Consider the following 21,105-nt stretch of genomic DNA (forward strand, 5'->3'; position numbering starts at 1 on the left):
GCCGCGTCCATGCGCCCAGCGTTCCCGCCCCACGCGCTGCACGACTACGCGCTGCTGGCCGACGGGGAGCGCGGCGCGCTCATCGGGCCGGACGGGGCGATCGGCTGGCTGTGCGCCCCGTCCTGGCACGACGAGGCGGTCTTCGCCGCCCTCGTCGGCGGCGAGGGGGTCTACGCCGTCACCCCGGCGGGCCGGTACGTCTTCGGCGGCTACTACGAAGAGGGCACACTGATCCGGCGCAGCCGGTGGGTCACCGACGACGGCATCGTGGAGTGCCGGGAGGCCCTGGCCTTCCCCGGCGACCCCGATCGCCTGGTCCTGCTGCGGCAGGTGCGGGCCGTCGAGGGCCCGGCCCGCGTCCGTGTCGTCCTGGACCCGCACGGCGGCTACGGCACGAAGGCGCTCGACTCCGTCCGGCGCGGCGACGACGGGGTGTGGGAGCTGCGCACCGGCACCCACGGTCTGCGCTGGCAGGGCGCCGCCCACGCCGTCCCAGGCGAGCAGGGGCTGACGGCCGAGATCACGCTAAAGCCCGGCGAGCGGCACGACCTGGTCCTGGAGTGCGCCGCCGCCCCACCGCCGTACGACCTGCCGAGGGCCGACGAGGTCTGGTCGGCCACCGAGACCGCCTGGCACCGGGCCGTGCCCGCTCTCGACCACACCGTGGCCGTCGCGGACGCGCGTCGCGCGTACGCCGTGCTGCGCGGCCTGACCACCCGGGGCGGCGGCATGGTCGCCGCGGCCACCACCAGCCTGCCCGAGCGCGCCGAGGAAGGCCGCAACTACGACTACCGGTACGTGTGGATCCGCGACCAGAGCCTCGCAGGCCAGGCCGCCGCCGCGGCGGGAGCCCACGACCTCCTCGACGCCGCCGTCGGTTTCGTCGCCGCCCGGCTGAACGCCGACGGGCCGCGGCTGGCCCCCGCCTACACCGTGCACGGCGGCCCCGTACCCGACCAACGCGACCTCGAACTGCCCGGCTATCCGGGCGGTTTCGACCGCGTCGGCAACCGGGTGCGCGCACAGTTCCAGCTGGACTGCTTCGGCGAGGCCCTGCTGCTGTTCGCCGCCGCCGAGCGGCACGGCCGCCTCGACGCCGACCACCTCGGGGCCGTCACCGCCGCCGTCCACGCGATCGGCGAACGCTGGCGCGAACCGGACGCCGGCATCTGGGAGTTGGGGAACAGGCTGTGGACCCACAGCAGGCTGATCTGCGTCGCCGGACTGCGGGCCATGGCCGACGCGGCCCCCGGCCATCCGCTTGCCGAGACGTGCGCCCGCCTGGCCGACACCATTCTCGACGCCACGGCCCGGACCTGCGTGCACCCCGACGGGCACTGGCAACGCGCCCCCGACGACCCGGCGGTGGACGCCGCCCTGCTGCTGCCCGCCGTACGCGGCGCCCTGCCCGCCGCCGACGTGCGCACCCGCGCCACCCTCGACGCCTGCCGCCGGGACCTGGCCCGGGACCACCTCGTCTACCGCTTCCGGCACGACGACCGCCCGCTGGAGGAGGCCGAGGGCGCCTTCCTGCTGTGCGGGTTCGCGACGGCGCTCGCCGAGCACCAGCAGGGCCGGACCGTCGAGGCGTACCGCTGGTTCGAACGCAACCGCGGCGCCTGCGGGGCATCGGGCCTGTACGCCGAGGAGTTCGACATCGCCCAGCGCCAGCTGCGCGGCAACCTCCCGCAGGCCTTCGTGCACGCCCTGCTCCTGGAGACGTCCGCGCGCCTCGGCGCATGACCGCGTCGCACCTCCGGCGGCACACCTGAGGGGCGCCCGCCTGGACGGGGGCGCCCCTCGGTGACTGAGCCTCACGGGCGGTGACTGTGCCTCACGGGCGGCCTAGGTGCGATCGCCCTTGGGCTTGCCGCGCTGGTCGGGAGTGCCGTGCGGCGGCGGGCTGAAGGGCTGCGGGGAGGTCGCGGGCGACACCGGGGAGCCGCCGCGGTCCGCTCCCTGCTCGGGGCGGAAGGCCCCGGGGTCGCCGGACGTGGGCTCGGCGCCCGCCTCCAGCTGTTCCAGACGGGTGGAGAGCAACTGGGTCACGGGCAGCCGGTCGGCGTGGGTCCGCTCGTAGGCGAGCAGTTCCTCCACCTCCGCGGCGGTCAGCGACCGCACGCGGCTCTCCAGGCCGCCGATCGGCAGATGGTCGTAGTCGGGCAGCGGCAGGGTGCTGCGACCGGAGTCGGCCATGAATCTCACGTCCCTCTCTGCGATGGTCTGCACGAACGCGGTGTGGCTGCGGGGCGGCGCCGGATTGTCAGCGGCCGCCGGGCCCGCCGCTCCCGAACGACCCGCTGCCGCCCTCGTCCCAGCGCGGCCGGTCCTTCGACGCGCTGGTCCGGGTTCCGGCGTTGCCGTGGCCCGGGATCTCGTGCGGCGTCAGCCGGTGACGGCCCTTGGGCACCTCGTGGGGTTCCCGTCGTTCCCGGACCTCACGCACCGGGCCGCCCTCCGGCATGCTCGGCTGCTCGTCGGGGGTCGGCGGGGGCAGCTCACGGCGCTTGACCCGGACACCCAGCCAGAAGGCGCCGATCAGCACCGCCACGACCACCACACCCGCCACGACCAGGCCGATGCCGAGAGCGCCCCGGCCTGCGGCGATGTCCATCCATGAGCTATTCATGGCACGCGAGTACCCCTGCCCCCGGCGGTGAACCGACCCCGGCCGGAGCCCGGCGGCAGCCTCTTGGAACGGAACAGCGGGTTTGACGCGGGGGACCGCGGCTACCCGCGCGGTGTGACACAGACGACATCCCAGCAGGAGCTCTTCCAGTTCCTGGAGGACAGGTTCGCGTGTGCCCAGGCATGTACCGAGTGCGCACGGGCGTGTGCGCTGCGCGCGAGCCTCGTGGATCCGGACGGGACCGAGGAGCAGGAACTCGTACGACGCAAGGGCATCATGTGCGCGGAGGTCTGCGACGCGACCTGCCGTGTGCTCTCCGAGCAGAACGGCATCGACGAGCACGGCATCCGGGTGCAGCTGGAGTGGTGCCGGTCGGTCTGCCTGGAGTGCGCGCAGCTCTTCGACCGCCATCCGGGCGCAGAGGACAGCGCGAAGGCGTGCCGGGAGTGCGCGCGGGCGTGCACGGACTTCATCGCGACGCTGGCCTGACCTCCACCAGGGCGTGCCCGCACACCCATTCCCAATTACTGGAACACGTTCTACCGTGTGCGCCGTCAGGACCGGCCCTGGGGAGCCTGGAGGCGCCGTGCATCTCGCCCACACGCCCGAGCAGCAGCGACTGCGCACCGAACTGCGCGCCTACTTCGCCGACCTGGTGCCGGACAACGCCCACGCCCGGTTCACCGACCGGGCGGCCCAGAAACGGTTCTACCGCGACACCATCCGCCGCCTCGGCACGGACGGCTGGCTCGGCGTCGGCTGGCCGAAGGAGTACGGCGGCCGCGGCCTGACGGCGATGGAGCAGTTCATCTTCTTCGACGAGGCCGCCCAGGCCGGCGTACCCCTGCCGCTCATGGCGCTGAACACCGTCGGTCCGACGATCATGCGGTACGGCACGGACGAGCAGAAGACGTACTTCCTGCCCCGCATCCTCTCCGGCGAGATCGACTTCGCCATCGGCTACAGCGAGCCCGACGCCGGCACCGACCTGGCCTCCCTCAAGACCCGCGCGGTGCGCGACGGCGACGAGTACGTCGTCAACGGCCAGAAGATCTGGACCACCAATGGCGACACCGCCGACTGGGTCTGGCTCGCCGTCCGCACCGACCCCGACGCGCCCCCGCACAAGGGCATCACCATGCTCCTGATGCCGACCACCGCCCCCGGCTACTCCTGCACCGTCATCAACACCCTCGCCTCGCACGACACCACGGCCGGCTACTACGAGGACGTCCGCGTCCCCGTCGCCCACCGGGTCGGCGAGGAGAACCAGGGCTGGCGGCTGATCACCAACCAGCTCAACCACGAACGCGTCACCCTCGCCGCCCACGGCACCATGGCGATCCGTGCCCTGCACGACGTACAGCGCTGGGCCATGGAGACCAAGCTCGCCGACGGCCGCCGCGTCGTCGACCTGCCCTGGGTGCGCCGCCTCCTCGCCCGCACCCACACCCGCCTGGACGCGCTGAAACTCCTCAACTGGCAGATGGTCAGCGCCGTCCAGGACGGCACCCTCACCCCCCAGGACGCCTCGGCCGTCAAGGTCTACGGCTCCGAGGCCCGCCGCGACGCCTACGCTTGGCTCATGGAGATCGTCGCCACCGCGGGCACCCTCAAGGAGGGCTCGGCCGGCGCGGTCCTCCACGGCGAACTGGAACGCGGCTACCGCTCGGCCGTCATCTTCACCTTCGGCGGCGGCAACAACGAGATCCAGCGGGAGATCATCTCGTGGATCGGGCTGGGGATGCCTCGCGTGCGGCGCTGAGTGTGTGACCACAGACCTTAGTTGTCACATACCGAGGGTAGTTGGCACCGTGATTCTGTGGGATCAGGATGACGGCCGAGCCGTGATGCGGCAGTTGGCACTTCGCCGCGAGCACTGGAAACGCCGTCGACTGCGACTTCGCGGCGATGGCGGCTCCAACTCAAGATCGAGAACTTACCGCCTGCCAGGCTGAAGTTCTCCGCTGGCGCCGCGTCCGAGGTGCCCGTGGGCGTACACCATCGGCAGCGGCCGTTCTGGCGGGGATCTTGGATGCCGTTCGCGGACTCGAGGGCGGTGGATGACTGAGCCCTGCTGCCCTCTCGTCAGGTGACGTCCTCGAAGCGGGTGTGCGCATCGATCAGTTGGTGCAGGGGGCGGGCCGGCTCGCGATAGCGCGGCAACGTGGGCGGGCCCCATCCCTGGTAGGGCGGCAGCTCCGGCTTGGCACCGGCCGGGCGGGCGATCTCCTTGGGCTCGACAGCGACGATGTAGGACCAGCCGCGTTCCTCCAGGGCCAGGCGGAAGCAGACACTGCGGCCGTAACCGCAGTCGGCCACAATCACCGGCACCGACGGAAGCCAACCCGCCAGCCTCTCCAGCAGCCCCAGGGTCAGGCGGGGCTTGGGCACATGCCCCACCTCATCGGGCACGCCCGCAGCCGTGCGACGCCGTGTGTCGTGCGCCCGTTCCTCGGATAGGAACAATTCCCATTCCAGTGGGCAGGAGGCGGTATCCGTGGCCGCATGCACACTGACGGCGACCTGGCAGGTTGCCCGCTTCCCCAGTGCCCCGCAGTACTGCCGGGCCACCCCCACCGACGCCCGCCCGCACTTGGGAAACGCGACGTCGTCGATGACCCACGCCTCGGGCTTGACGACCTGGACCAGCCGCTCGGCGATCCGCCGCCGCACCGGCGTCCACTGCCACGGCGACTGGTTGACGAACTGCTCCAGGGCCTACATGTTCCCGTCCGGCAGCCGCTGCGCCATCGGCTGGATCGACTTGCACCGGCCGTCCAGCATCAGCCCCCGCAGATAGCAATCGCTCTACATCGCAGGCATCTTTCTTTGGTCCGCACGATGATCCAAACGAAAGTCCCTAGGTGCGACTGGGCCAGCCGGAAGGCGACGTGGGGAGTGTCTGCGAGGTGACAGTGGACATGTCCGGCAGGCCGTTGTGTCACGCCTCGGCAAACCTGGCAAAGGGAAGTGATGACTGTGTAGGGCACTTCTTGCTCCGTGCCGCGTCCGCCGAGCACGCACCTGGTCACCGGGAATGCCTCGAAACGCGGTGAACTCCAGCCTCTGGCGGGCCGCGGACCGGGTCCGCTCCGCTCGGGGCGTGCGTCGGCGCTACGGTGCGGTGGGACGCGGGGCGGGTGAGGGCGAAGAGGTAGCCGCGTTCGTCGTCGAGACGCAGGGCGTGGGGGACGGAGGGACGGCTTCGGAGAGGTTCGGGTGGCGGCCCTGCTCCAGGCGGGTGTAGTGGGTGGTGACACACGCCAGGGGCGCGACCTCCTCAAGGCTTGGGCACCCGGCGCGCCCCGCGCCCGGAGGCAGTCCGGCGGTGTCTGGGGTGAGGAGGGCGCGACGGGAGCGGAGAAAGTCGCCGAGTTCGCCGTTGTGCCCCATTCCTCAGGTATTGGAGGCGCGTGGGACTGTGTGCGGTGCGAGGTTGGCCCAGACCACGCTCAGGTGGCCGGTGCGGTAGAGGGCGGGGCCGTCGTCCCCCGGACCACGAGGTGTGGAGCCACCACCTGTTCCCCGGTACCGGTGTCGCGACCGTCCAGGCGTGCGATGGCCCGGTCCACGGCGAGGTGGGCGAGGCGGGGGATGTCCTGCCCGACGGTGGTGAGGTCGATATGGGCCAGGCGGGCCAGATGGCTGTCGTCGAAGCCGACGACGGAGATGGCGCCGGGGACGGGAATGCCGCTGCGGAGGAAGACATCGAGGACACCGGTCGCGCAGCGGTCGTTGAAGGCGAGGACCGCGGTGGGGCACGGGTGGGAGGCGGCGAGAACCTGGGCGGCCTCGGCGCCCTCTGCCTCGGTGAGGCCCCCGGGCACGACGCGGATGTGCTCGGTGAGACCGTGGCGGCTCATGGCGGTGCGGTAGCCGCGTCGCCGGTCGGCTGCGCCGGGTGCCTTGCCGCCGTCGATGTGGGCGATGGCGCGGTGGCCCAGCGCCACGAGGTGGTCGACCGCCTGGCGGGCGCCCTTGTCGTCGGCGGTCCGTACGACCTCCAGACCGGGGACGGGTGGCCGCAGGTGGCGGGCCACAGAGACGACCGGCAATTGCCCGGCGAGCTCCGTCAGCCGTGAGGCGGGGGCCTGTGGGCCCAGCAGGATCAGCGCCTCGCAGCGGTCGTCGAGCAGGGTTTCGACGGCACGCTGCTCACCCCGTTCGGCGGTCACGGCGCTCAGCGCGATCTGGTATCCGGCTGGTTCGGCGGTGGCGTAGATGCCCTCCACCAGGTCGGCGTGGAAGGGATGCTGGAGGCCGAACTGCACGCCGAGCAGGTGGGAGCGGTGGCTGCGCAGCAGTCTCGCCCGGGCGTCCGGGCGGTAGCCGATCTCCCGCGCGGCCTCCAGGACACGCTCGCGGGTGGCGGCGCTGGCCCCCTTCGCCCCGCGCATCACGATGGAGGCCAGCGCGGTGGACACGCCTGCCCGCGTCGCCAGGTCGGCGAGCGTCGGCCGCTTCCCGTCCGGGACCGCCGGGGTCGCAGGCATGCTGTCCTCTCCTGGTCGGTCTCGTCTGTTGGGGACCGATTGTAGAACGTTCCACGTGGGCGTTGCTTCAGGAGGGGGCTCGGCAACGGCACGGTGACGGGAGAGGTACGACCCTGGCGGCGGCCGCTCGGGCTGGAGAAGGCGCCGCCGAGTCGGCGTCGTGTGCTCGGTGCTACGGCCGCACTGTCACCGGGCTCTCCCTGACGTCACCCACGCTGACCGCACCGCCCGTGGCGATCGAACCGATCGCGGCGAGGGCGATGCCCAGCGCGGCCCGAGCGTCCTCGCCGGTCACCGACGGAGCACGCTTGTCCCGGACGCTGTCGGTGAACTCGGCCAGTTCGGCAACGTAGGCCGCGTGGAAGAGATCCTGGTCGTAGCTGACGCACTCGGCGGCAGCGCCGGCCGCACCGTAGGACGTGAGGTGGCTGCTGCGCAGGTCACCCAGGGTGAGCATGCCGGTCGAGCCCTTGACCTCACCGCGGACGTCATAGCCGTACACCGCCTGGAAGTTGGCCTCCGCCGTGGCGATGGCGCCGTTGTCGAAGCGGATCGTCACCACGGCCGTGTCGAGCAGTCCGTGGTCCTTGAAGTCGGGCCGGACCAGGGCGTCGGCCATGGCGAAGACCTCGACGGGCTCTGAGCCGGGGTTGAGGTAGCGCAGGACGTCGAAGTCGTGGATGAGCGTCTCCAGGAAGATCGTCCACGGCGGGATGCGCGACGGGTCGTGCAGGTTGGGGTCCCGGGTGAGGGAACGCAGCAGCTGCGGGGTACCGATGTCACCGGCGGTGATCTTCTCGTGGGCGGCGCGGAAGCCGACGTCGAAGCGGCGGTTGAAGCCCACCTGGAGCACCACGCCCGCCTCATGTGCGGCGGTGATGGCGCGGTCGGCTTCGTCGAGGGTGACGGCCATCGGCTTCTCGCAGAAGACCGACTTGCCGGCGCGTGCCGCGGCCTCGATGAGTCCGGCGTGGGTGCGGGCGGGCGTGACGATCACGACCGCCTCGATCTCGGGGTCGTCGAGCAGGTCACCGATCTCCGTGTACGTCTTGGGGCAGCCGAGACGATCGGCCAGAGCCTTCGCGGCCCCGGGTGCGGGATCGGCGATGGCCGCCAGTCGTACCCCGGGGAGGCGGCGGGCCAGGGTCTCGGCGTGGAAGGAGCCCATGCGTCCGGCGCCGATGAGGCCGACCGCGAGGGACTGGGGGGAGGTCATGGCACATACTCCGTGATCTACGTCGTGGCTTCGGTGGTGGCGGCTGCCGTGGTGCGCGGACGCGAGGGCGGGGCAGATGTCCCGCGGCCGCTCCTGTCAGACGGTGAAGGCGGCCCGGAAGCGTTCCAGAGCGGCCTCGCTGTCGCTGGAGGCCCATGCCTCCATGGCGACGGTGCCGTCGTAGCCGATGTCCGCGAGGGTGCGGGCGATGGCCGGGTAGTTGATCTCTCCCGTGCCCGGTTCGCAGCGGCCCGGCACGTCCGCCACCTGGATCTCACCGATGAGTCCCGCGCCGTGGGCGCTGCGCACCAGCTCGATCAGATTCCCCTCGCCGATCTGGGCGTGGTACAGGTCCAGGTTCATGCGCAGACCGGGCCGGTTCACGGCGGCAACCAGCGCCAGGGTGTCGGCAGCCTTCGCGAAGGGCACCCCGGGGTGATCGACGGCGGTGTTGAGATTCTCCAGGGTGAAGATGACCCCGGCGTTCTCGCCGAGCTCGGCGATCCGGGTGAGTGTGCGGTGCGCGGCCATCCACATCGCGCCGGTGGGCTCCCCGGGTACCGGCACCACGGGCAGCCCCTGGCCGTCCAGACCGGTTCCGTGGAGGTTCAGGCGAGTGCAGCCCAGGTGCTCGGCCGCCTTGAGCGACTCCTCGGCCGTGCGCAGCAGTTCGGCGGCGCCGTCGTCATCGGTGAGGCTGCCGCTCACGTACCCCGTCATCGAGACGATCTCGGCGGACGAGCGGGCGAGGGCATCGAGATCGTGGTTCGTCCAGTCCCAGATCTCGACCTGGAAACCGGCCTCGTGGATACGCCGTGCCCGCTCCTCGATCGGAAGGTCGCGGAAGACCATCTCCGCACAGACCGCCAGTGCGTACATCGTGGTTCTCCTCATCTCCGGACGACCGGGAACTAGAACGTTCTATATACTCTGACCAGTACGCCAGCCACCATGAGCCGCTGTCAAGTGTCCGGCGGCCATGAAGCCTGTAACGTTCCAGAAATCTCGCGCGGAAGCCGTCGGCACCGCGTAGAAGCCCGCCACGGCGCGTCAACTGCGCCGGGGGTCTCCATGCGCCGGTCACCGCGCGAGCCGGTGGCTTGCTTACTCGGGGGCTCTGCTCGGCCGCTCGTCGGCAGGGAGCGTCAGCCTCGGGCGTCGGGTGCCGGTCAGGCCGCAGCCGGCCAGGTGCTCGCGCGTGCTGACGGCGATGGGTAGCGGTACTTCGGGTGCGCAGGGGTAGAGGTCTTGTTCGACGATGACGAACAGCTCGGCGTCGAGGGTGGCGAGTGCGGTGACGACGTCGGCGGGGTTGGGCACGCCGGCGGGCGGGGAGACGCACACCCCGCGCTTGACGGCCTCGCCGAAGGAGAGGTTTTCGGCGGCGACCTGGGCCAGGACGGCGGGGTCCATCTGCTTGATGTGGACGTAGCCGACGCGTTCGCCGAAGCGGCGGATGAGGTCGAGGTTGTCGCCGCCGCCGTAGGCGACGTGGCCGGTGTCCAGGCAGAGGTTGGTGTAGCGGGGGTCGGACTCGTTCAGCAGCCGTTCGATCTCGGGCTGGGTCTGGATGTGGCTGTCGGCGTGCGGATGGATGACGAGGCGTACGTCGTACTCGTCGAGCAGCAGCTTGCCGAGCCGGTCGGCGGCCCTGCCGAAGCCCGCCCACTGTTCGGCGGTCAGCTCGGGCGACTCGGTGAACGCGCCCGTCTTCTCGTCCCGGTACATGGGCGGGATGAAGACGAGGTGGTGGGCGTCGGCGGCGGCGGTCAGGCCGGCGATCTGCCGGACGTGGGCGAGCATGTCGTCCCAGGCCTCGGGGCGGTGCAGCGTACTGAAGACGGTGCCGCCGGAGACCTGCAGGCCGCGGGCGTCGAGTTCGTCCTTGAGGCGCTGCGGGTCGGTGGGGAGGTAGCCGTAGGGGCCGAGCTCCAGCCACTCGTAGCCGGCCTGGGCGAGTTCGTCGAGGAAGCGGGTGTACGGCACCTGGTGCTCGTCCTCGGGGAACCAGACGCCCCACGAGTCGGGGGCCGAGCCCAGGCAGAGGTTGCCCGCAGTGGTGCGGAAGGGAGGTGGCGCCGTTGCCATGGTGTGTCCTTCGGAGTGCGGCACGGAAACTCAGTTGGAGGTGGGGAAGTTGAAGCCCGCGCTGACCTGCTGCTTGGGCTGGGGCCAGCGAGTGGTGACGACCTTGGGGCGGGTGTAGAAGCGGATGCCTTCGGGGCCGTGGATGGGGGAGTCGCCGATGAGGGAGTCCTTCCAGCCGCCGAAGGAGTAGTAGGACATCGGCACGGGCACCGGCACGTTGATGCCGATCATGCCGACCTTGATGTGGCGCTGGAAGCGGCGGGCGGCTTCGCCGGAGGCGGTGAACAGGGCGGTGCCGTTGCCGTAGGGGTTGGTGTTGATGACGTCGATCGCCTCGTCCAGGGTCTCGACTCGGAGGATCGCCAGCACCGGGCCGAAGAGTTCCTCCTTGTACGCCGCCATCTCGGTGGTGACGTGGTCCAGGAGGGAGGGGCCGGTGAAGAAGCCCTCGGCGTAGGCGGGGTCGTCGAGCTTGAGACCGCGGCCGTCGACGACGACGGTGGCGCCCTGCGTGGCGGCGACGCCGACCGCGCTCTCGACGCGCTCCTGGGCGGCCTTGGTGACCAGCGGCCCCATCTCGGTGCCGGGCTGGTCACCGGGGCCGACCTTCACCTCGCGGGCCTTGCGCTCCAGCACCTGCACGAGTCCGTCGGCGGCGTCGCCGACGGCGACGGCGACCGAGACGGCCATGCAGCGCTCGCCGGCAGAGCCGTAGGCGCCGGCGGTGATGTGGTTGGCGGCGAACTCGAGGTCGGCGTCGGGCAGGACGACGGCGTGGTTCTTGGCGCCGCCCAGGGCCTGGACGCGCTTGCCGTGCGCGGTGGCCTGTTCGTGCACGTACTTGGCGATCGGAGTCGACCCGACAAAGGAGACGGCCTCGATGCCGGGGTGGGTGAGGATCGCGTCGACCGCGTCCTTGCCACCGTGCACCACGTTGAAGACACCGTCGGGCAGTCCGGCCTTCTTGTACAGCTCGGCGACGAAGTTCGCGGCCGACGGGTCGCGCTCACTCGGCTTCAGGATGAAGGTGTTGCCGGTGGCGATGGCCATGGGGTGCATCCACAGCGGCACCATCGCGGGGAAGTTGAACGGGGTGATGCCGCCGACGACGCCGAGGGGCTGGCGGAAGGTGTGCACATCCACGCCACGCGAGACCTGGTCGGAGAAGGAGCCCTTGAGGATGTCGCCGAGGCCGCAGGCGAACTCGACGACCTCGCGGCCCCGGGTGATCTCGCCGCGGGCGTCGTCGACGGTCTTGCCGTGCTCGGCGGAGATGATCCGGCCCAGCTCCTCCTCGTGCTCGAGGAGCAGCTGGCGGAAGGCGAACATCACCTGCGTGCGCTGGGTGAGCGACGATTCCGACCAGGTCTCGAAGGCGGCAGAGGCAGCCTGGACGGCGGCGTCCACGTCGGCCGCGCCGCCGAGGACGACCTGGGCCTGCTCGGCGCCGGTGGCCGGATTGAAGACCGGCTGGGTGGCGGTGGCGGTGCCCTGGACGGGAGCGCCGTTGATCCAGTGCTGGATGGTGGTCACGGTGCGGGTTTCCTTTGCGGGGACGGGACTTACAGGTAGTGGCGCTGGTTCTGCTTCTGAGCGGCGTACGTCTCGTAAGCGGAGCGCGTGGTGTCGAGGGCGGAGGTCTGGCTGACGGGGACGTCCCACCAGCCGTGGCCAGGCGGGTTGGGGCCGTAGGGGTCGGTCTCGACGTGGACGACGGTCGTGCGGGTGGCGGCCTTGGCCTTCTCCATCGCCGCCCGGAACTCCTCCACCGACGTGGCGTGCAGGACGTCCGCGCCGAGGGAGGAGGCGTTGGCGGCGAGGTCGACCGGGAGGACGTCGCCATCCAGTAGGCCCGAATCGCCGTCGCGGAAGCGGTACTTGGTGCCGAAGCGCTGGCTGCCGAGTGACTCGGACAGCGAACCGATCGACGCGAAGCCGTGGTTCTGGACAAGCACGATGATGACCTTCAGTCCCTCGGAGACCATGGTGACGATCTCCTGGGCCATCATCAGATACGAGCCGTCGCCGACCAGCACGACGACCTCGCGGGTCGGGTCGGCCATCTTGGCACCGGCACCGGCGGCGACCTCATATCCCATGCAGGAATAGGCGTATTCGACGTGGTAGGCCTTCGGGTCTCTGGCGCGCCACAGCTGCTGCAGGTCGCCGGGCATGGAGCCGGCAGCGTTGATGACCACGTCACGATCGCCGAGGACCTCGTTCAGGGCGCCGAGGATCTGCGTCTGGGCGGGCAGATCACCGGTGTTCCGCTCGGGAGCAAAGCACTCGTCCTCGATCTGCCGCGTCCGGGCGATCAGCCGGCGGATGTGACGGCGGTAGGTCTCCTCGACCTCCCAGCCGTCCAGCGCTCCGGCGAGGGCCTGGATGCCGAGCCGGGCGTCGGCGACCAAGGGCTCCGCCGAGTGTTTGACGGCGTCCAGGCGGGCCACGTTGAGGTTGACGAAGGTGACGCCAGGATTACCGAAGACGGTGTGGCTGGCGGTGGTGAAGTCGGAGTAGCGGGTGCCGATGCCGAGCACCACGTCCGCCTCGCGGGCGAGTTCGTTGGCGGCATACGAGCCGGTGGAGCCGATGCCGCCGGCGGCGTAGGGGTGGTCCCAGGGGACGGCGCCCTTGCCGGCGTGGGTGTCGGCGACCGGGATCCCGGTGGCTTCGGCGAACGCGCGCAGCACGGTCTCGGCGCCGGAGTACACGGCCCCGCCGCCCGCCACGATCAGCGGCTTGCGGGCATTGCGCAGCAGACGGGCGGCCCGCTCGACGGCGGCCGCCTCCGGCACCGGGCGGCCCACGTGCCACACCCGCCGCCGGAAGAACGACACCGGCCAGTCGTACGCCTCGGCCTGCACGTCCTGCGGCAACGCGAGGGTGACGGCACCTGTCTCGACCGGGTCGGTCAGCACCCGCATGGCCGCGAGGGCGGCCGGGATGAGCTGCTCGGGGCGTGAGATGCGGTCGAAGTACTTGGATACGGCGCGGAAGGCGTCGTTGACGGTGACGTCGCCGCCGCGGGTGTCCTCCAGCTGTTGCAGCACCGGGTCGGCGGCGCGGGTGGCGAACATGTCGGACGGCAGCAGCAGGACCGGGAGCCGGTTGGTGGTGGCCAGTGCCGCACCGGTGATCATGTTGGTGGAGCCGGGGCCGGTCGAGGCGGTGCAGGCGAAGGTGGCCAGCCGGTCGCGCATTTTCGCGTAGGCGACGGAGGCGTGGACCATGCCCTGCTCGTTGCGGGCGAGGTAGTAGGGCAGGTCGGCCTCGCCGGTCGTGGCCGCCTGCAGCAGCGCCTGGCCGATGCCGGCCACGTTGCCGTGGCCGAAGATGCCCCACACCCCGGGGATGAGGCGCTGCTCCTGGCCGTCGCGCTCGCTGTACTGGTTCGCCAGGAAGCGCACCAGGGCCTGAGCGGTGGTCAGTCTGATCGTGTTCATCAGTGGTTCTCCTCGGCGCCGAACGGCAGCCGGTCGTCGACGTCCTGGGCGTCCCAGGTGGTGCGGACCCAGCCGTGGGCGGGGTCGTCGCAGATGAGCCAGGCACGGTCCTGACCGGGACCCGCCATGACGTTGAGGTAGTACAGGTCGTAGCCGGGCGCCGCGATCGACGGGCCGTGCCAGCCGTGCGGGATCAGCACCGTGTCGCCGGAGCGGATCTCGGCCAGCACGTCGATCGGCCGTGCTTCGGTGCCGTAGACCCGCTGGTAGCCGAAGCCGTTCTCGCCGCCGGAGACCTCGAAGTAATAGATCTCCTCCAGCTCCGACTCCTGGCCGGGCCGGGCCTGGTCGTGCTTGTGCGGCGGATACGACGACCAGTTGCCGCCGGGTGTGAGGACCTCGCAGACCAGCAGCTGCTCGGCCTCGAAGGTGCCCGGCAGGCAGTAGTTGTTCACCTGCCTTGAGCAGGCCCCGGCACCGCGCAGCTCCACGGGCACGTTCTCCTTGGACCCGTACCGGGCGGAGAGTGAGCTCCGCCCGGTACGGGCGCTGGGCAGTGCGAACCGGCCGCCGGCCGCACTGCTGATCAGGGCCTCCGACTCGCGGGGGAGGTAGGCGAAGTCGGTGACCGAGGCGAACACGCCTGTCCGACCGGTGAGTTCGAAGACGCTGGCGTCCGTGGTGACGGTGCAGGAGCCCGTCAGCGGCAGGACCAGGAACTCGGAGTCGCCGGTGGACACGGCGTGTGCCTCGCCCGGCTTGAGGGTCAGGATCCTCAGGCCGGAGTATCCCCAGCCCGCCGACTCCGGCGTGACCAGGAGGTCATAGGGGCCATCGGAAGAAGTCCCCGTCGGCAGGTGGTACTTGCTCACAGCAGGCTCACCGCCTTGTCCACCGCACCGGCGACGTCACCGTTCGAGGGGTAGAGCAGAGACCGGCCCACGACGAGCCCCTGCGCGGTCGGCTGCTTGAGCGCCTTGCCCCATGAGGCGAAGGCCGCGTCCGCGTCCTTGACCTCGCCGCCCAGCAGCAGCGCCGGGAGGGTGGAAGAGGCCAGCACCCGTCCCATGTCCTCCACCACCGGAAGCTTGAGCCAGGTGTAGGCGGTACGCCGGCCGAGCCCCGAGGCGATGGTGACGGACTTGACGACGGCATCGGTGGACAGATCGTTGCGGATCTTCCCGTCCTGCCAGGCGGACAGGAACGGCTCGACCATCGCGATGAGCTGACGGTCATTCAGCTCGTCGATCGCTCGGGCACTGTTCTCCAGGACGGCCGGTGTGGCGGGGTCGCCCAGCGCGATGCGGGTGAGCATCTTGCCGCCGTCGAAGCCCATCGCGGCGATCGTGGCGGCGTCGTAGCCGGTGAACCGGTCATCGATCTCGAACACCGACCCGGCCAGGCCCGCCCGGTTCATGGAGCCGAAGACGCTCTTGCCGTCCAGCACGCCGAGCAGCAGCAGGTCCTCGAGGATGTCCGCGGTTCCCAGGACACCGGTCACGCCGGGCCGTTCCAGCGCGATGCACAGGCGCTCCAGCAGTTCGAACCGGTCCGCCATCGCATTCGGGTCCCCGCCGACGCCGTTGGCGCCGCGGGCAGGGTGGTCGGCGGCGATGATCATCGCCTTGCCGTGCTCGCCGAGCAGGGAAGGAGCCTTCACCCGGCGCGCAGCGGCGGCCGCGACCGCGCCGGGGTCGCCCACCCGGGCGTTCACGATCCGGCTCACAATCTCGGACAGCACGTCGTCACACCTCTTGCTGGGAGTCGTTGGTGGATGTTCCGGCCGCCTCGCCGAGCTTGGCGTCGACCTCGGCCTCGGTCGGCATCGCGTCGGAGCAGGAAAGTCGGCTCGCGACAATGGCGCCGGCGGCGTTGGCGAAGATCACGGTGCGGCGGGTGTCCCAGCCCGACAGCAGGCCGTGGCACAGCGCGCCGCCGAAGGCGTCTCCGGCGCCGAGCCCGTTGACGACCTCCACCGGAACCGGCGGGATCTCGGCGGTAGAACCGTCCCGGTCCATTGCCAGGACTCCCTTGGGGCCCTGCTTGACTATGGCCAGCTCCACTCCGGCGGCCAGTAGCGCCTTCGCCGCCGCATACGGCTCACGCTCACCGGTGGCCACCTCGCACTCGTCAAGGTTGCCCACAGCAACCGTCGTGTGCCGCAGGGCCTGCGCGTAGAACCCGCGCGCCTGGTTCGGGTCGGCCCAGAACATCGGCCGCCAGTCCAGGTCGAAGACCGTCGTCCCCGCCTTGGCCCGGTGAGCGAGGGCGGCCAGCGTGGCCGAGCGGCTCGGTTCCTCGCTGAGCCCGGTACCTGTCACCCAGAGGACCGCCGCGTCCCGTACTGCCCCCAGGTCCAGCTCACCAGCGGTGATGTCCAGGTCGGGGGCCTTCGGGAGCCGGTAGAAGTACAGCGGGAAGTCATCCGGTGGGAAGATCTCGCAGAAGGTCACCGGCGTCGGTGCGATGTCCGACGTACCGACGAACCGGCTGTCGACGCCGTAGCTCTCCAGTGCCTGCCGGACGAAGTCCCCGAACGGGTCCCTGCCCGTCTTTGTGATCACAGCCGAGGAGTGCCCGTACCGGGTCGCGGCCACCGCCACATTGGTCGGGCTACCCCCGAGATACTTGCCGAACGAGGTGACCTCCGCCAGCCCCACGCCGGTCTGAAGTGGATAAACATCCACTCCCACGCGGCCAATGGTCAGCACTTCGAACGGCATGACACTGATTTCCCTTCGCTCCGGAGACTCCGGGGGTGGAGAGGTGGACTTGGCGTCTCAGTTGGGTGCGCCCGTCGGTGGCGGAGACGTGTGGGCGGGGCCGGCCGCCACGGTTATCAGGAGGCGGCTTCCTTGGTGACTGCTACGGGTGCGGTGAGGTCGGCCTCTTCGGGGAGTTCCTCGACGTCGACGCCGCGGACCTGGGACAACTCGTGCTTGAGTGCGGCGAGTTCGGCGCCGCCGGCCATGTGGTTGGTCAGCTCCTCGAGCGTGATCTGGCTGCGCTCGGCGGAGAGTTCCATGGTGCCCAGGCGCAGCACGCTGAAGTGGTCGCCGACCATGTAGGCGTGGTGCGGGTTGTGGGTGATGAAGATGACGCCGAGTCCGCGGTCGCGGGCTGCGGCCACGTACTTGAGGACGACGCCGGACTGCTTGACGCCGAGGGCGGCGGTGGGCTCGTCCAGGATGAGGACGCGGGCGCCGAAGTAGACGGCGCGGGCGATCGCGACACACTGGCGCTGGCCGCCGGACAGGGTGCCGATGGGCTGTTCGAGGTCGTCGAGGATGATGCCCATGTTGCGCAGTTCCTCGTCGGCGGTCTTCTTCATCGCCTCGATGTCCAGGCGGCGGATCGGCCAGTGGCCCTTGGTCATCTCGGAGCCGAGGAAGAAGTTGCGCCAGACCGGCATCAGGGGGACGACGGCGAGGTCCTGGTAGACGGTCGCGATGCCCTTGTCCAACGCCTCGCGCGGGGTGGAGAAGCGCACCGGTTCGCCGTCGACGAGGAACTCGCCCTCGGTGTGCTGGTGCAGCCCCGAAATGATCTTGATGAGGGTGGACTTGCCGGCGCCGTTGTCGCCGAGCACGCAGGTGACCTGGCCGGGATGCACCGTCAGGCTCACGCCGTGCAGGGCACGGATGTTGCCGTACGCCTTGCCCGCGTTGCGCAGTTCAACGACCGGGAAGTTCTTCTCGGGGGCCCTGTCCGCGAGGACAGCGCCGTGGGTGCCGGTTTCGTTGGTTGTCATTCGGGTCACCTCCGGGTCGCTGTGCGCTGGACCCACAGATTGATCAGGACGGCGCCAAGGAGCATCACGCCGAGGAAGGCCTTGAACCAGTCGGGGTTCCAGCCGGCGTAGACGATGCCCTGCTGCACCATGCCGAACATGAACGCGCCGAAGACCGGGCCGATTGCGGAACCAGAGCCGCCGGTCAGCAGACAGCCGCCGATCACCGCGCCGGAGATGTAGATCAGCTCGATGCCGACGCCCTCGCCGGACTGCACGGTGTTGAACGAGAACAGTTGGTGCATGCCGACGAACCAGGCGCCGACGCCGACCAACATGAACAGCGAGATCTTCGTGAAGGCGACCGGGACGCCGACCGCGCGGGCCGACTCCTTGTTGCCGCCGACCGCGAAGATCCAGTTGCCGTACTTGGTGCGCAGCAGCACCCAGGTAGCGATCGCCGCGAACAGCAGCCACCAGAAGACGGTGATCTTCACCTGGACGCCGCCGATGTCGAAGCTGGAGGCGAAGACCTTCCTGGCCTGGTCGAAGCCGTCCATGGTGCTGATGTCGTCGGTGGCGACGTTGCCGGTGACCAGCTTGGTCACCGCGAGGTTGACCCCTTGCAGGATCAGAAAGCTGCCCAGGGTGACCAGGAAGCTCGGCAGGCCAGTCTTGACGACCATCCAGCCGTTGAAGAAGCCGATCGCCAGCGACACGATCAGGGCGGCGATGACGCCGACCCAGACGTTCATGCTCAGCTGGTAGGCGGTCATGCTCGCGGTCAGCGCCGAGGTGATCACTCCGACGCCGGCCGACAGGTCGAACTCGCCGCCGATCATCAGCAGTGCCACCGGGACGGTCACGATGCCCAGAGTGGAGGACTGGTAGAGGATGTTCGCCATCGAGCTGGCGTCGCGCACCGGCGGCGCCGCGATCAGGAAGAACACGTAGACGGCCACGGCACCGAGGAAGACGCCCACGTCGGGGCGGGCCAACAACCTTACGATCATGGACCGTTCGGCGGTGCGCCCGTCGGTGTCCTTGGGGCCGGGGGCCGGCGGTGTGGTCACCGCCGGCTCGGCGTGCTGGGTCATGCTCGTCACCGGGTTCCCTTTGCGGCGAAGGCGGCGACCTTGTCGACGTTGGACTTGTCGACGAAGGCCGGGCCGGTCAGCACGGGCTGCTCACCGCCGCCGCTGTAGTTGCCGTTGTTCTTGTAGAGCCACAGCGCGTCGACGGCCAGGTAGCCCTGGAGGTAGGGCTGCTGGTCGACGGCGAACTGGATGGAGTTCTCCTGGATGGCCTTGATGAGGTCCTTGTTGAGGTCGAAGGTGGCGACCTTCGCCTTGCTGCCGGCGTCCGAGACCGACTGCGTGGCGGTCAGCGCGATCGGCGCGGCAAGCGTGACCACCTCGTCGATGGACTTGTCTGCCGAGAGCTTGGCGGTGATCGTCGACTTCACCGACGGCATGTCGGTTCCGTTGACGTAGAGGACGTCGGTCTTGCCGGAGAAGGTCTCCTTCACGCCGTCGCAGCGTTGGGTCAGGGCGACGTTGCCCTGTTCCTGGACGACGCAGACGGCGTGCTTGGCGCCGATGTCATTGAGCTTCTTGCCGAACGCCTCGCCCGCCACGGTCTCGTCCTGGCCGAAGTACTCCAGGAGGCCCAGACTCTTCCACTGGCTCAGGCCGGCGTTGAGGCCGGTCACGGGTATGCCGGCCTGCTCCGCCTTGGCCAGGACGGACTTCATGGCGTCCGGCTTGGCCAGCGTGACGGCGATGCCGTCGACCTTCTGGTCGATCGCGTTCTGCACCAGGTTGGCCTGGTTGCCCGCGTTGGGGTCGGCGGAGTAGATGAGCTTGATGTTGTCCTTGGCCGCGGCGGCCTCGGCGCCCTTGCGGACGGTGTCCCAGAAGGTGTCGCCGGGGGCCTGGTGGGTGACCAGCGCGACGGTCATGCGGGGAGTGGTGGCCTTGCCCGCCGACGCGCCGTTCGCGGTCTCCTCGGACTTCTTGCCGCCTGAGCTGCTGGAGCAGCCGGTGGCGAGAAGAGCGCCGGTGAGAACGGTGGCGGCCAGTGCGGCGGCTCTGTGGTGTCTGTGCATGTCCCTTGCACCTCGCTGTGCTGATCAGGGTGGGAATGGGGTTCCGGCCTCGGGAGGGCCGCGCCCGGCCGAGTGACGCGGGCGAGCGGTTGATGAGAACGCCGTGTGCGGCGGAACGTGTCGTCTGCGGCAGCCATCGGGTGTGTGCGGCTCGGCAGCATCTAGAACGTGCTACTAGTACGTTCTAGATGCCCGTACTATCGAATGCCCTGTCGGCGGTGTCAAGAGGTTTGTCAGGACGTATCGACAACATGGACTGCCTGGCCGCCGACGTGATCTCGAGGATGTCGGGCGTGCGCTCCTCTTCATGCCGCTCGATCCGGCGTCCGGAAAGGACCGCGCTGACGGACGAAGCGTCAGTGGTGAACCTGATCGGCCATCTCGTCGAGCGCCGGCTGAAGCTGTCCCCCACTCTGACCCGGGATGTCGTGGTCCAGCGGAGCTACGGGTGCCGATGCCCAACGGGGTCGACCTGTCGGCCGATCTCCCGGCACCGCGATGCCTCCGATGACAACGGTGTCGGATCTTTCACGGACGGCGTCGCCAAGGTGGTTCAGCAGTGTGGTGCCCTCAACGGAGTACGAGGAGGCGCCGTCAAGGGTGACGATGCCGTACTCGTAGGTCTGGTCGGCGACTTCCGAGACATCTGAAATCACCCGGTAGCCAGCGGAGTGATTCACGGTCGCGCTGTCCTAGGAGGAGAGCGTCTGGGGCAGCGACCGCTTCTCCACGTGTGCCGGCCGTACCTGGAACATCACTTCGGCGCGGCTAACTGCAGGTGGTATCCGGTTATGACGCCCATTGCTCCAGCTCCGACAAGCAGTAGGTGGGGGACGGCGACGCGTCGTAGGGCACAGGTGTTCCTCTTTGTGGGTGAGAGGAAGAAACCCGGAGGCCAGCTCCGCGTGCGGCGCTGGCCTCTATGGCGGTTGGATTGACTTCAGAGGGTCATACGACGACGGTGCGGATCTGCTCACCCCGCCTCCAACGCTCGAATGGCGTCGTTCACCTCGTGCAGTGGTACGCGGCGCGTGACCATCGACGCGAGATCGAGGCGGCCTGTCTCCGCCAACTCCACGATCAGCGGAATGTCCCGCCGAGCCTGCGTACCGCCGTAGAGGCTGCCGCACAGCGGTTTGTCGTCCGAGGCCAGGGAAAGCGCGGGCATGGTGATCATCGCGTCGGCGGCCGACATTCCGACGAGGGCGACCGTCCCGCCGCGGCGGGCGGCGTCCCACGCCTGGGTGATGGTCGTGGGGTTGCCCACCACTGAAGTGACCCCTCGGGGCCCGACACTTCCGTTCTATGCCGCAAGGCCGAGTCGTTGTCGGTAGCGGGTTCTCGCTTCGTACGGCGTGATGTAGCCGATGGTCGAGTGGATCCGCTCCCGGTT

The 21,105-nt window shown here is 69.9% G+C and carries 19 protein-coding genes and 1 pseudogene; 3 read left to right on the forward strand and 17 right to left on the reverse strand.

Annotated features, from left to right (window positions below; genetic code table 11):
* The first annotated feature begins 9 nt into the window (after positions 1-9).
* Positions 10-1,743: a glycoside hydrolase family 15 protein gene (locus K4B79_RS23615; protein WP_232028870.1), complete on the forward strand. Its 1,734-nt coding sequence runs from the start codon at positions 10-12 to the stop codon at positions 1,741-1,743.
* Between the two features lie 102 nt (positions 1,744-1,845).
* Here the strand turns inward: K4B79_RS23615 and K4B79_RS23620 are convergent, their stop codons facing one another.
* On the reverse strand, positions 1,846-2,196 hold the full coding sequence (locus K4B79_RS23620; protein WP_232028871.1) for a hypothetical protein: 351 nt from the start codon (positions 2,194-2,196) through the stop codon (positions 1,846-1,848).
* 67 nt (positions 2,197-2,263) lie between these two features.
* Entirely contained in the window at positions 2,264-2,614 is a 351-nt protein-coding gene (locus K4B79_RS23625) for a DUF6479 family protein (protein ID WP_374208503.1), read from the reverse strand.
* A gap of 129 nt (positions 2,615-2,743) precedes the next feature.
* On the opposite strand from K4B79_RS23625, the gene K4B79_RS23630 reads away from it, so the two are divergent.
* Together K4B79_RS23630 and K4B79_RS23635 are read left to right on the forward strand one after the other, a co-directional pair.
* Positions 2,744-3,118 (forward strand): four-helix bundle copper-binding protein, encoded by a 375-nt coding sequence (locus tag K4B79_RS23630; protein ID WP_232028873.1) that lies wholly within the window; start codon positions 2,744-2,746, stop codon positions 3,116-3,118.
* 97 nt (positions 3,119-3,215) lie between these two features.
* Positions 3,216-4,394 (forward strand): acyl-CoA dehydrogenase family protein, encoded by a 1,179-nt coding sequence (locus K4B79_RS23635; RefSeq protein WP_232028874.1) that lies wholly within the window; start codon positions 3,216-3,218, stop codon positions 4,392-4,394.
* Between the two features lie 359 nt (positions 4,395-4,753).
* Here K4B79_RS23635 and K4B79_RS23640 read toward each other — a convergent pair.
* From K4B79_RS23640 to K4B79_RS23710, 15 genes and pseudogenes are all read right to left on the reverse strand, one after another.
* Positions 4,754-5,437, reverse strand: a pseudogene (locus K4B79_RS23640) (IS701 family transposase); the annotation flags it as partial.
* Positions 5,438-6,084: 647 nt separating this feature from the next.
* On the reverse strand, positions 6,085-7,125 hold the full coding sequence (locus K4B79_RS23645; protein WP_232028875.1) for a LacI family DNA-binding transcriptional regulator: 1,041 nt from the start codon (positions 7,123-7,125) through the stop codon (positions 6,085-6,087).
* A 172-nt stretch (positions 7,126-7,297) separates the two neighbouring features.
* Complete coding sequence (locus tag K4B79_RS23650) at positions 7,298-8,341, reverse strand: Gfo/Idh/MocA family oxidoreductase (RefSeq protein WP_055705506.1); 1,044 nt, start codon at positions 8,339-8,341, stop codon at positions 7,298-7,300.
* A 96-nt stretch (positions 8,342-8,437) separates the two neighbouring features.
* On the reverse strand, positions 8,438-9,220 hold the full coding sequence (locus tag K4B79_RS23655; RefSeq protein WP_232028876.1) for a TIM barrel protein: 783 nt from the start codon (positions 9,218-9,220) through the stop codon (positions 8,438-8,440).
* Between the two features lie 225 nt (positions 9,221-9,445).
* Positions 9,446-10,429 carry a TIM barrel protein gene (locus K4B79_RS23660; protein ID WP_232028877.1) on the reverse strand — a complete coding sequence of 328 codons (984 nt, stop codon included), beginning with the start codon at positions 10,427-10,429 and terminating at the stop codon, positions 9,446-9,448.
* 30 nt (positions 10,430-10,459) lie between these two features.
* Positions 10,460-11,962: a CoA-acylating methylmalonate-semialdehyde dehydrogenase gene (locus tag K4B79_RS23665; protein ID WP_232028878.1), complete on the reverse strand. Its 1,503-nt coding sequence runs from the start codon at positions 11,960-11,962 to the stop codon at positions 10,460-10,462.
* Positions 11,963-11,991: 29 nt separating this feature from the next.
* Complete coding sequence (gene iolD / locus K4B79_RS23670) at positions 11,992-13,875, reverse strand: 3D-(3,5/4)-trihydroxycyclohexane-1,2-dione acylhydrolase (decyclizing) (protein ID WP_232028879.1); 1,884 nt, start codon at positions 13,873-13,875, stop codon at positions 11,992-11,994.
* Complete coding sequence (gene iolB, locus K4B79_RS23675) at positions 13,875-14,747, reverse strand: 5-deoxy-glucuronate isomerase (RefSeq protein ID WP_232028880.1); 873 nt, start codon at positions 14,745-14,747, stop codon at positions 13,875-13,877. The genes iolD and iolB overlap by 1 nt, the downstream gene beginning before the upstream one ends.
* Positions 14,744-15,616: a Cgl0159 family (beta/alpha)8-fold protein gene (locus tag K4B79_RS23680; RefSeq protein WP_232028881.1), complete on the reverse strand. Its 873-nt coding sequence runs from the start codon at positions 15,614-15,616 to the stop codon at positions 14,744-14,746. The genes iolB and K4B79_RS23680 overlap by 4 nt, the downstream gene beginning before the upstream one ends.
* Positions 15,617-15,620: 4 nt before the next feature.
* Positions 15,621-16,598 carry a 5-dehydro-2-deoxygluconokinase gene (iolC, locus tag K4B79_RS23685; protein ID WP_232028882.1) on the reverse strand — a complete coding sequence of 326 codons (978 nt, stop codon included), beginning with the start codon at positions 16,596-16,598 and terminating at the stop codon, positions 15,621-15,623.
* Between the two features lie 116 nt (positions 16,599-16,714).
* Positions 16,715-17,626 (reverse strand): ATP-binding cassette domain-containing protein, encoded by a 912-nt coding sequence (locus K4B79_RS23690; RefSeq protein WP_232028883.1) that lies wholly within the window; start codon positions 17,624-17,626, stop codon positions 16,715-16,717.
* A 5-nt stretch (positions 17,627-17,631) separates the two neighbouring features.
* Entirely contained in the window at positions 17,632-18,702 is a 1,071-nt protein-coding gene (locus K4B79_RS23695) for an ABC transporter permease (RefSeq protein WP_232028906.1), read from the reverse strand.
* 5 nt (positions 18,703-18,707) lie between these two features.
* Entirely contained in the window at positions 18,708-19,712 is a 1,005-nt protein-coding gene (locus tag K4B79_RS23700) for a substrate-binding domain-containing protein (protein WP_232028884.1), read from the reverse strand.
* Between the two features lie 356 nt (positions 19,713-20,068).
* Positions 20,069-20,392, reverse strand: a complete 324-nt coding sequence (locus K4B79_RS23705) for a hypothetical protein (protein ID WP_232028885.1) — start codon at positions 20,390-20,392, stop codon at positions 20,069-20,071.
* Positions 20,393-20,685: 293 nt separating this feature from the next.
* Entirely contained in the window at positions 20,686-20,979 is a 294-nt protein-coding gene (locus K4B79_RS23710) for a hypothetical protein (protein ID WP_232028886.1), read from the reverse strand.
* Positions 20,980-21,105 lie beyond the last annotated feature (126 nt).

Origin of the sequence: Streptomyces lincolnensis (assembly GCF_021173675.1) — a bacterium.
Lineage (GTDB): Bacteria > Actinomycetota > Actinomycetes > Streptomycetales > Streptomycetaceae > Streptomyces > Streptomyces lincolnensis_B.

What these genes read in the sequence shown, in the direction of transcription:
- K4B79_RS23615 (WP_232028870.1), top strand. Translation starts at nt 10, where the DNA reads ATGCGCCCAGCGTTCCCGCCCCACGCGCTGCACGACTACGCGCTGCTG.
- K4B79_RS23650 (WP_055705506.1), bottom strand. Translation starts at nt 8,341, where the DNA reads ATGACCTCCCCCCAGTCCCTCGCGGTCGGCCTCATCGGCGCCGGACGC.
- K4B79_RS23625 (WP_374208503.1), bottom strand. Translation starts at nt 2,614, where the DNA reads ATGGACATCGCCGCAGGCCGGGGCGCTCTCGGCATCGGCCTGGTCGTG.
- K4B79_RS23620 (WP_232028871.1), bottom strand. Translation starts at nt 2,196, where the DNA reads ATGGCCGACTCCGGTCGCAGCACCCTGCCGCTGCCCGACTACGACCAT.
- iolC (WP_232028882.1), bottom strand. Translation starts at nt 16,598, where the DNA reads ATGCCGTTCGAAGTGCTGACCATTGGCCGCGTGGGAGTGGATGTTTAT.
- K4B79_RS23645 (WP_232028875.1), bottom strand. Translation starts at nt 7,125, where the DNA reads ATGCCTGCGACCCCGGCGGTCCCGGACGGGAAGCGGCCGACGCTCGCC.
- K4B79_RS23660 (WP_232028877.1), bottom strand. Translation starts at nt 10,429, where the DNA reads ATGGCAACGGCGCCACCTCCCTTCCGCACCACTGCGGGCAACCTCTGC.
- K4B79_RS23690 (WP_232028883.1), bottom strand. Translation starts at nt 17,626, where the DNA reads ATGACAACCAACGAAACCGGCACCCACGGCGCTGTCCTCGCGGACAGG.
- K4B79_RS23695 (WP_232028906.1), bottom strand. Translation starts at nt 18,702, where the DNA reads ATGACCCAGCACGCCGAGCCGGCGGTGACCACACCGCCGGCCCCCGGC.
- iolD (WP_232028879.1), bottom strand. Translation starts at nt 13,875, where the DNA reads ATGAACACGATCAGACTGACCACCGCTCAGGCCCTGGTGCGCTTCCTG.
- K4B79_RS23655 (WP_232028876.1), bottom strand. Translation starts at nt 9,220, where the DNA reads ATGTACGCACTGGCGGTCTGTGCGGAGATGGTCTTCCGCGACCTTCCG.
- K4B79_RS23700 (WP_232028884.1), bottom strand. Translation starts at nt 19,712, where the DNA reads ATGCACAGACACCACAGAGCCGCCGCACTGGCCGCCACCGTTCTCACC.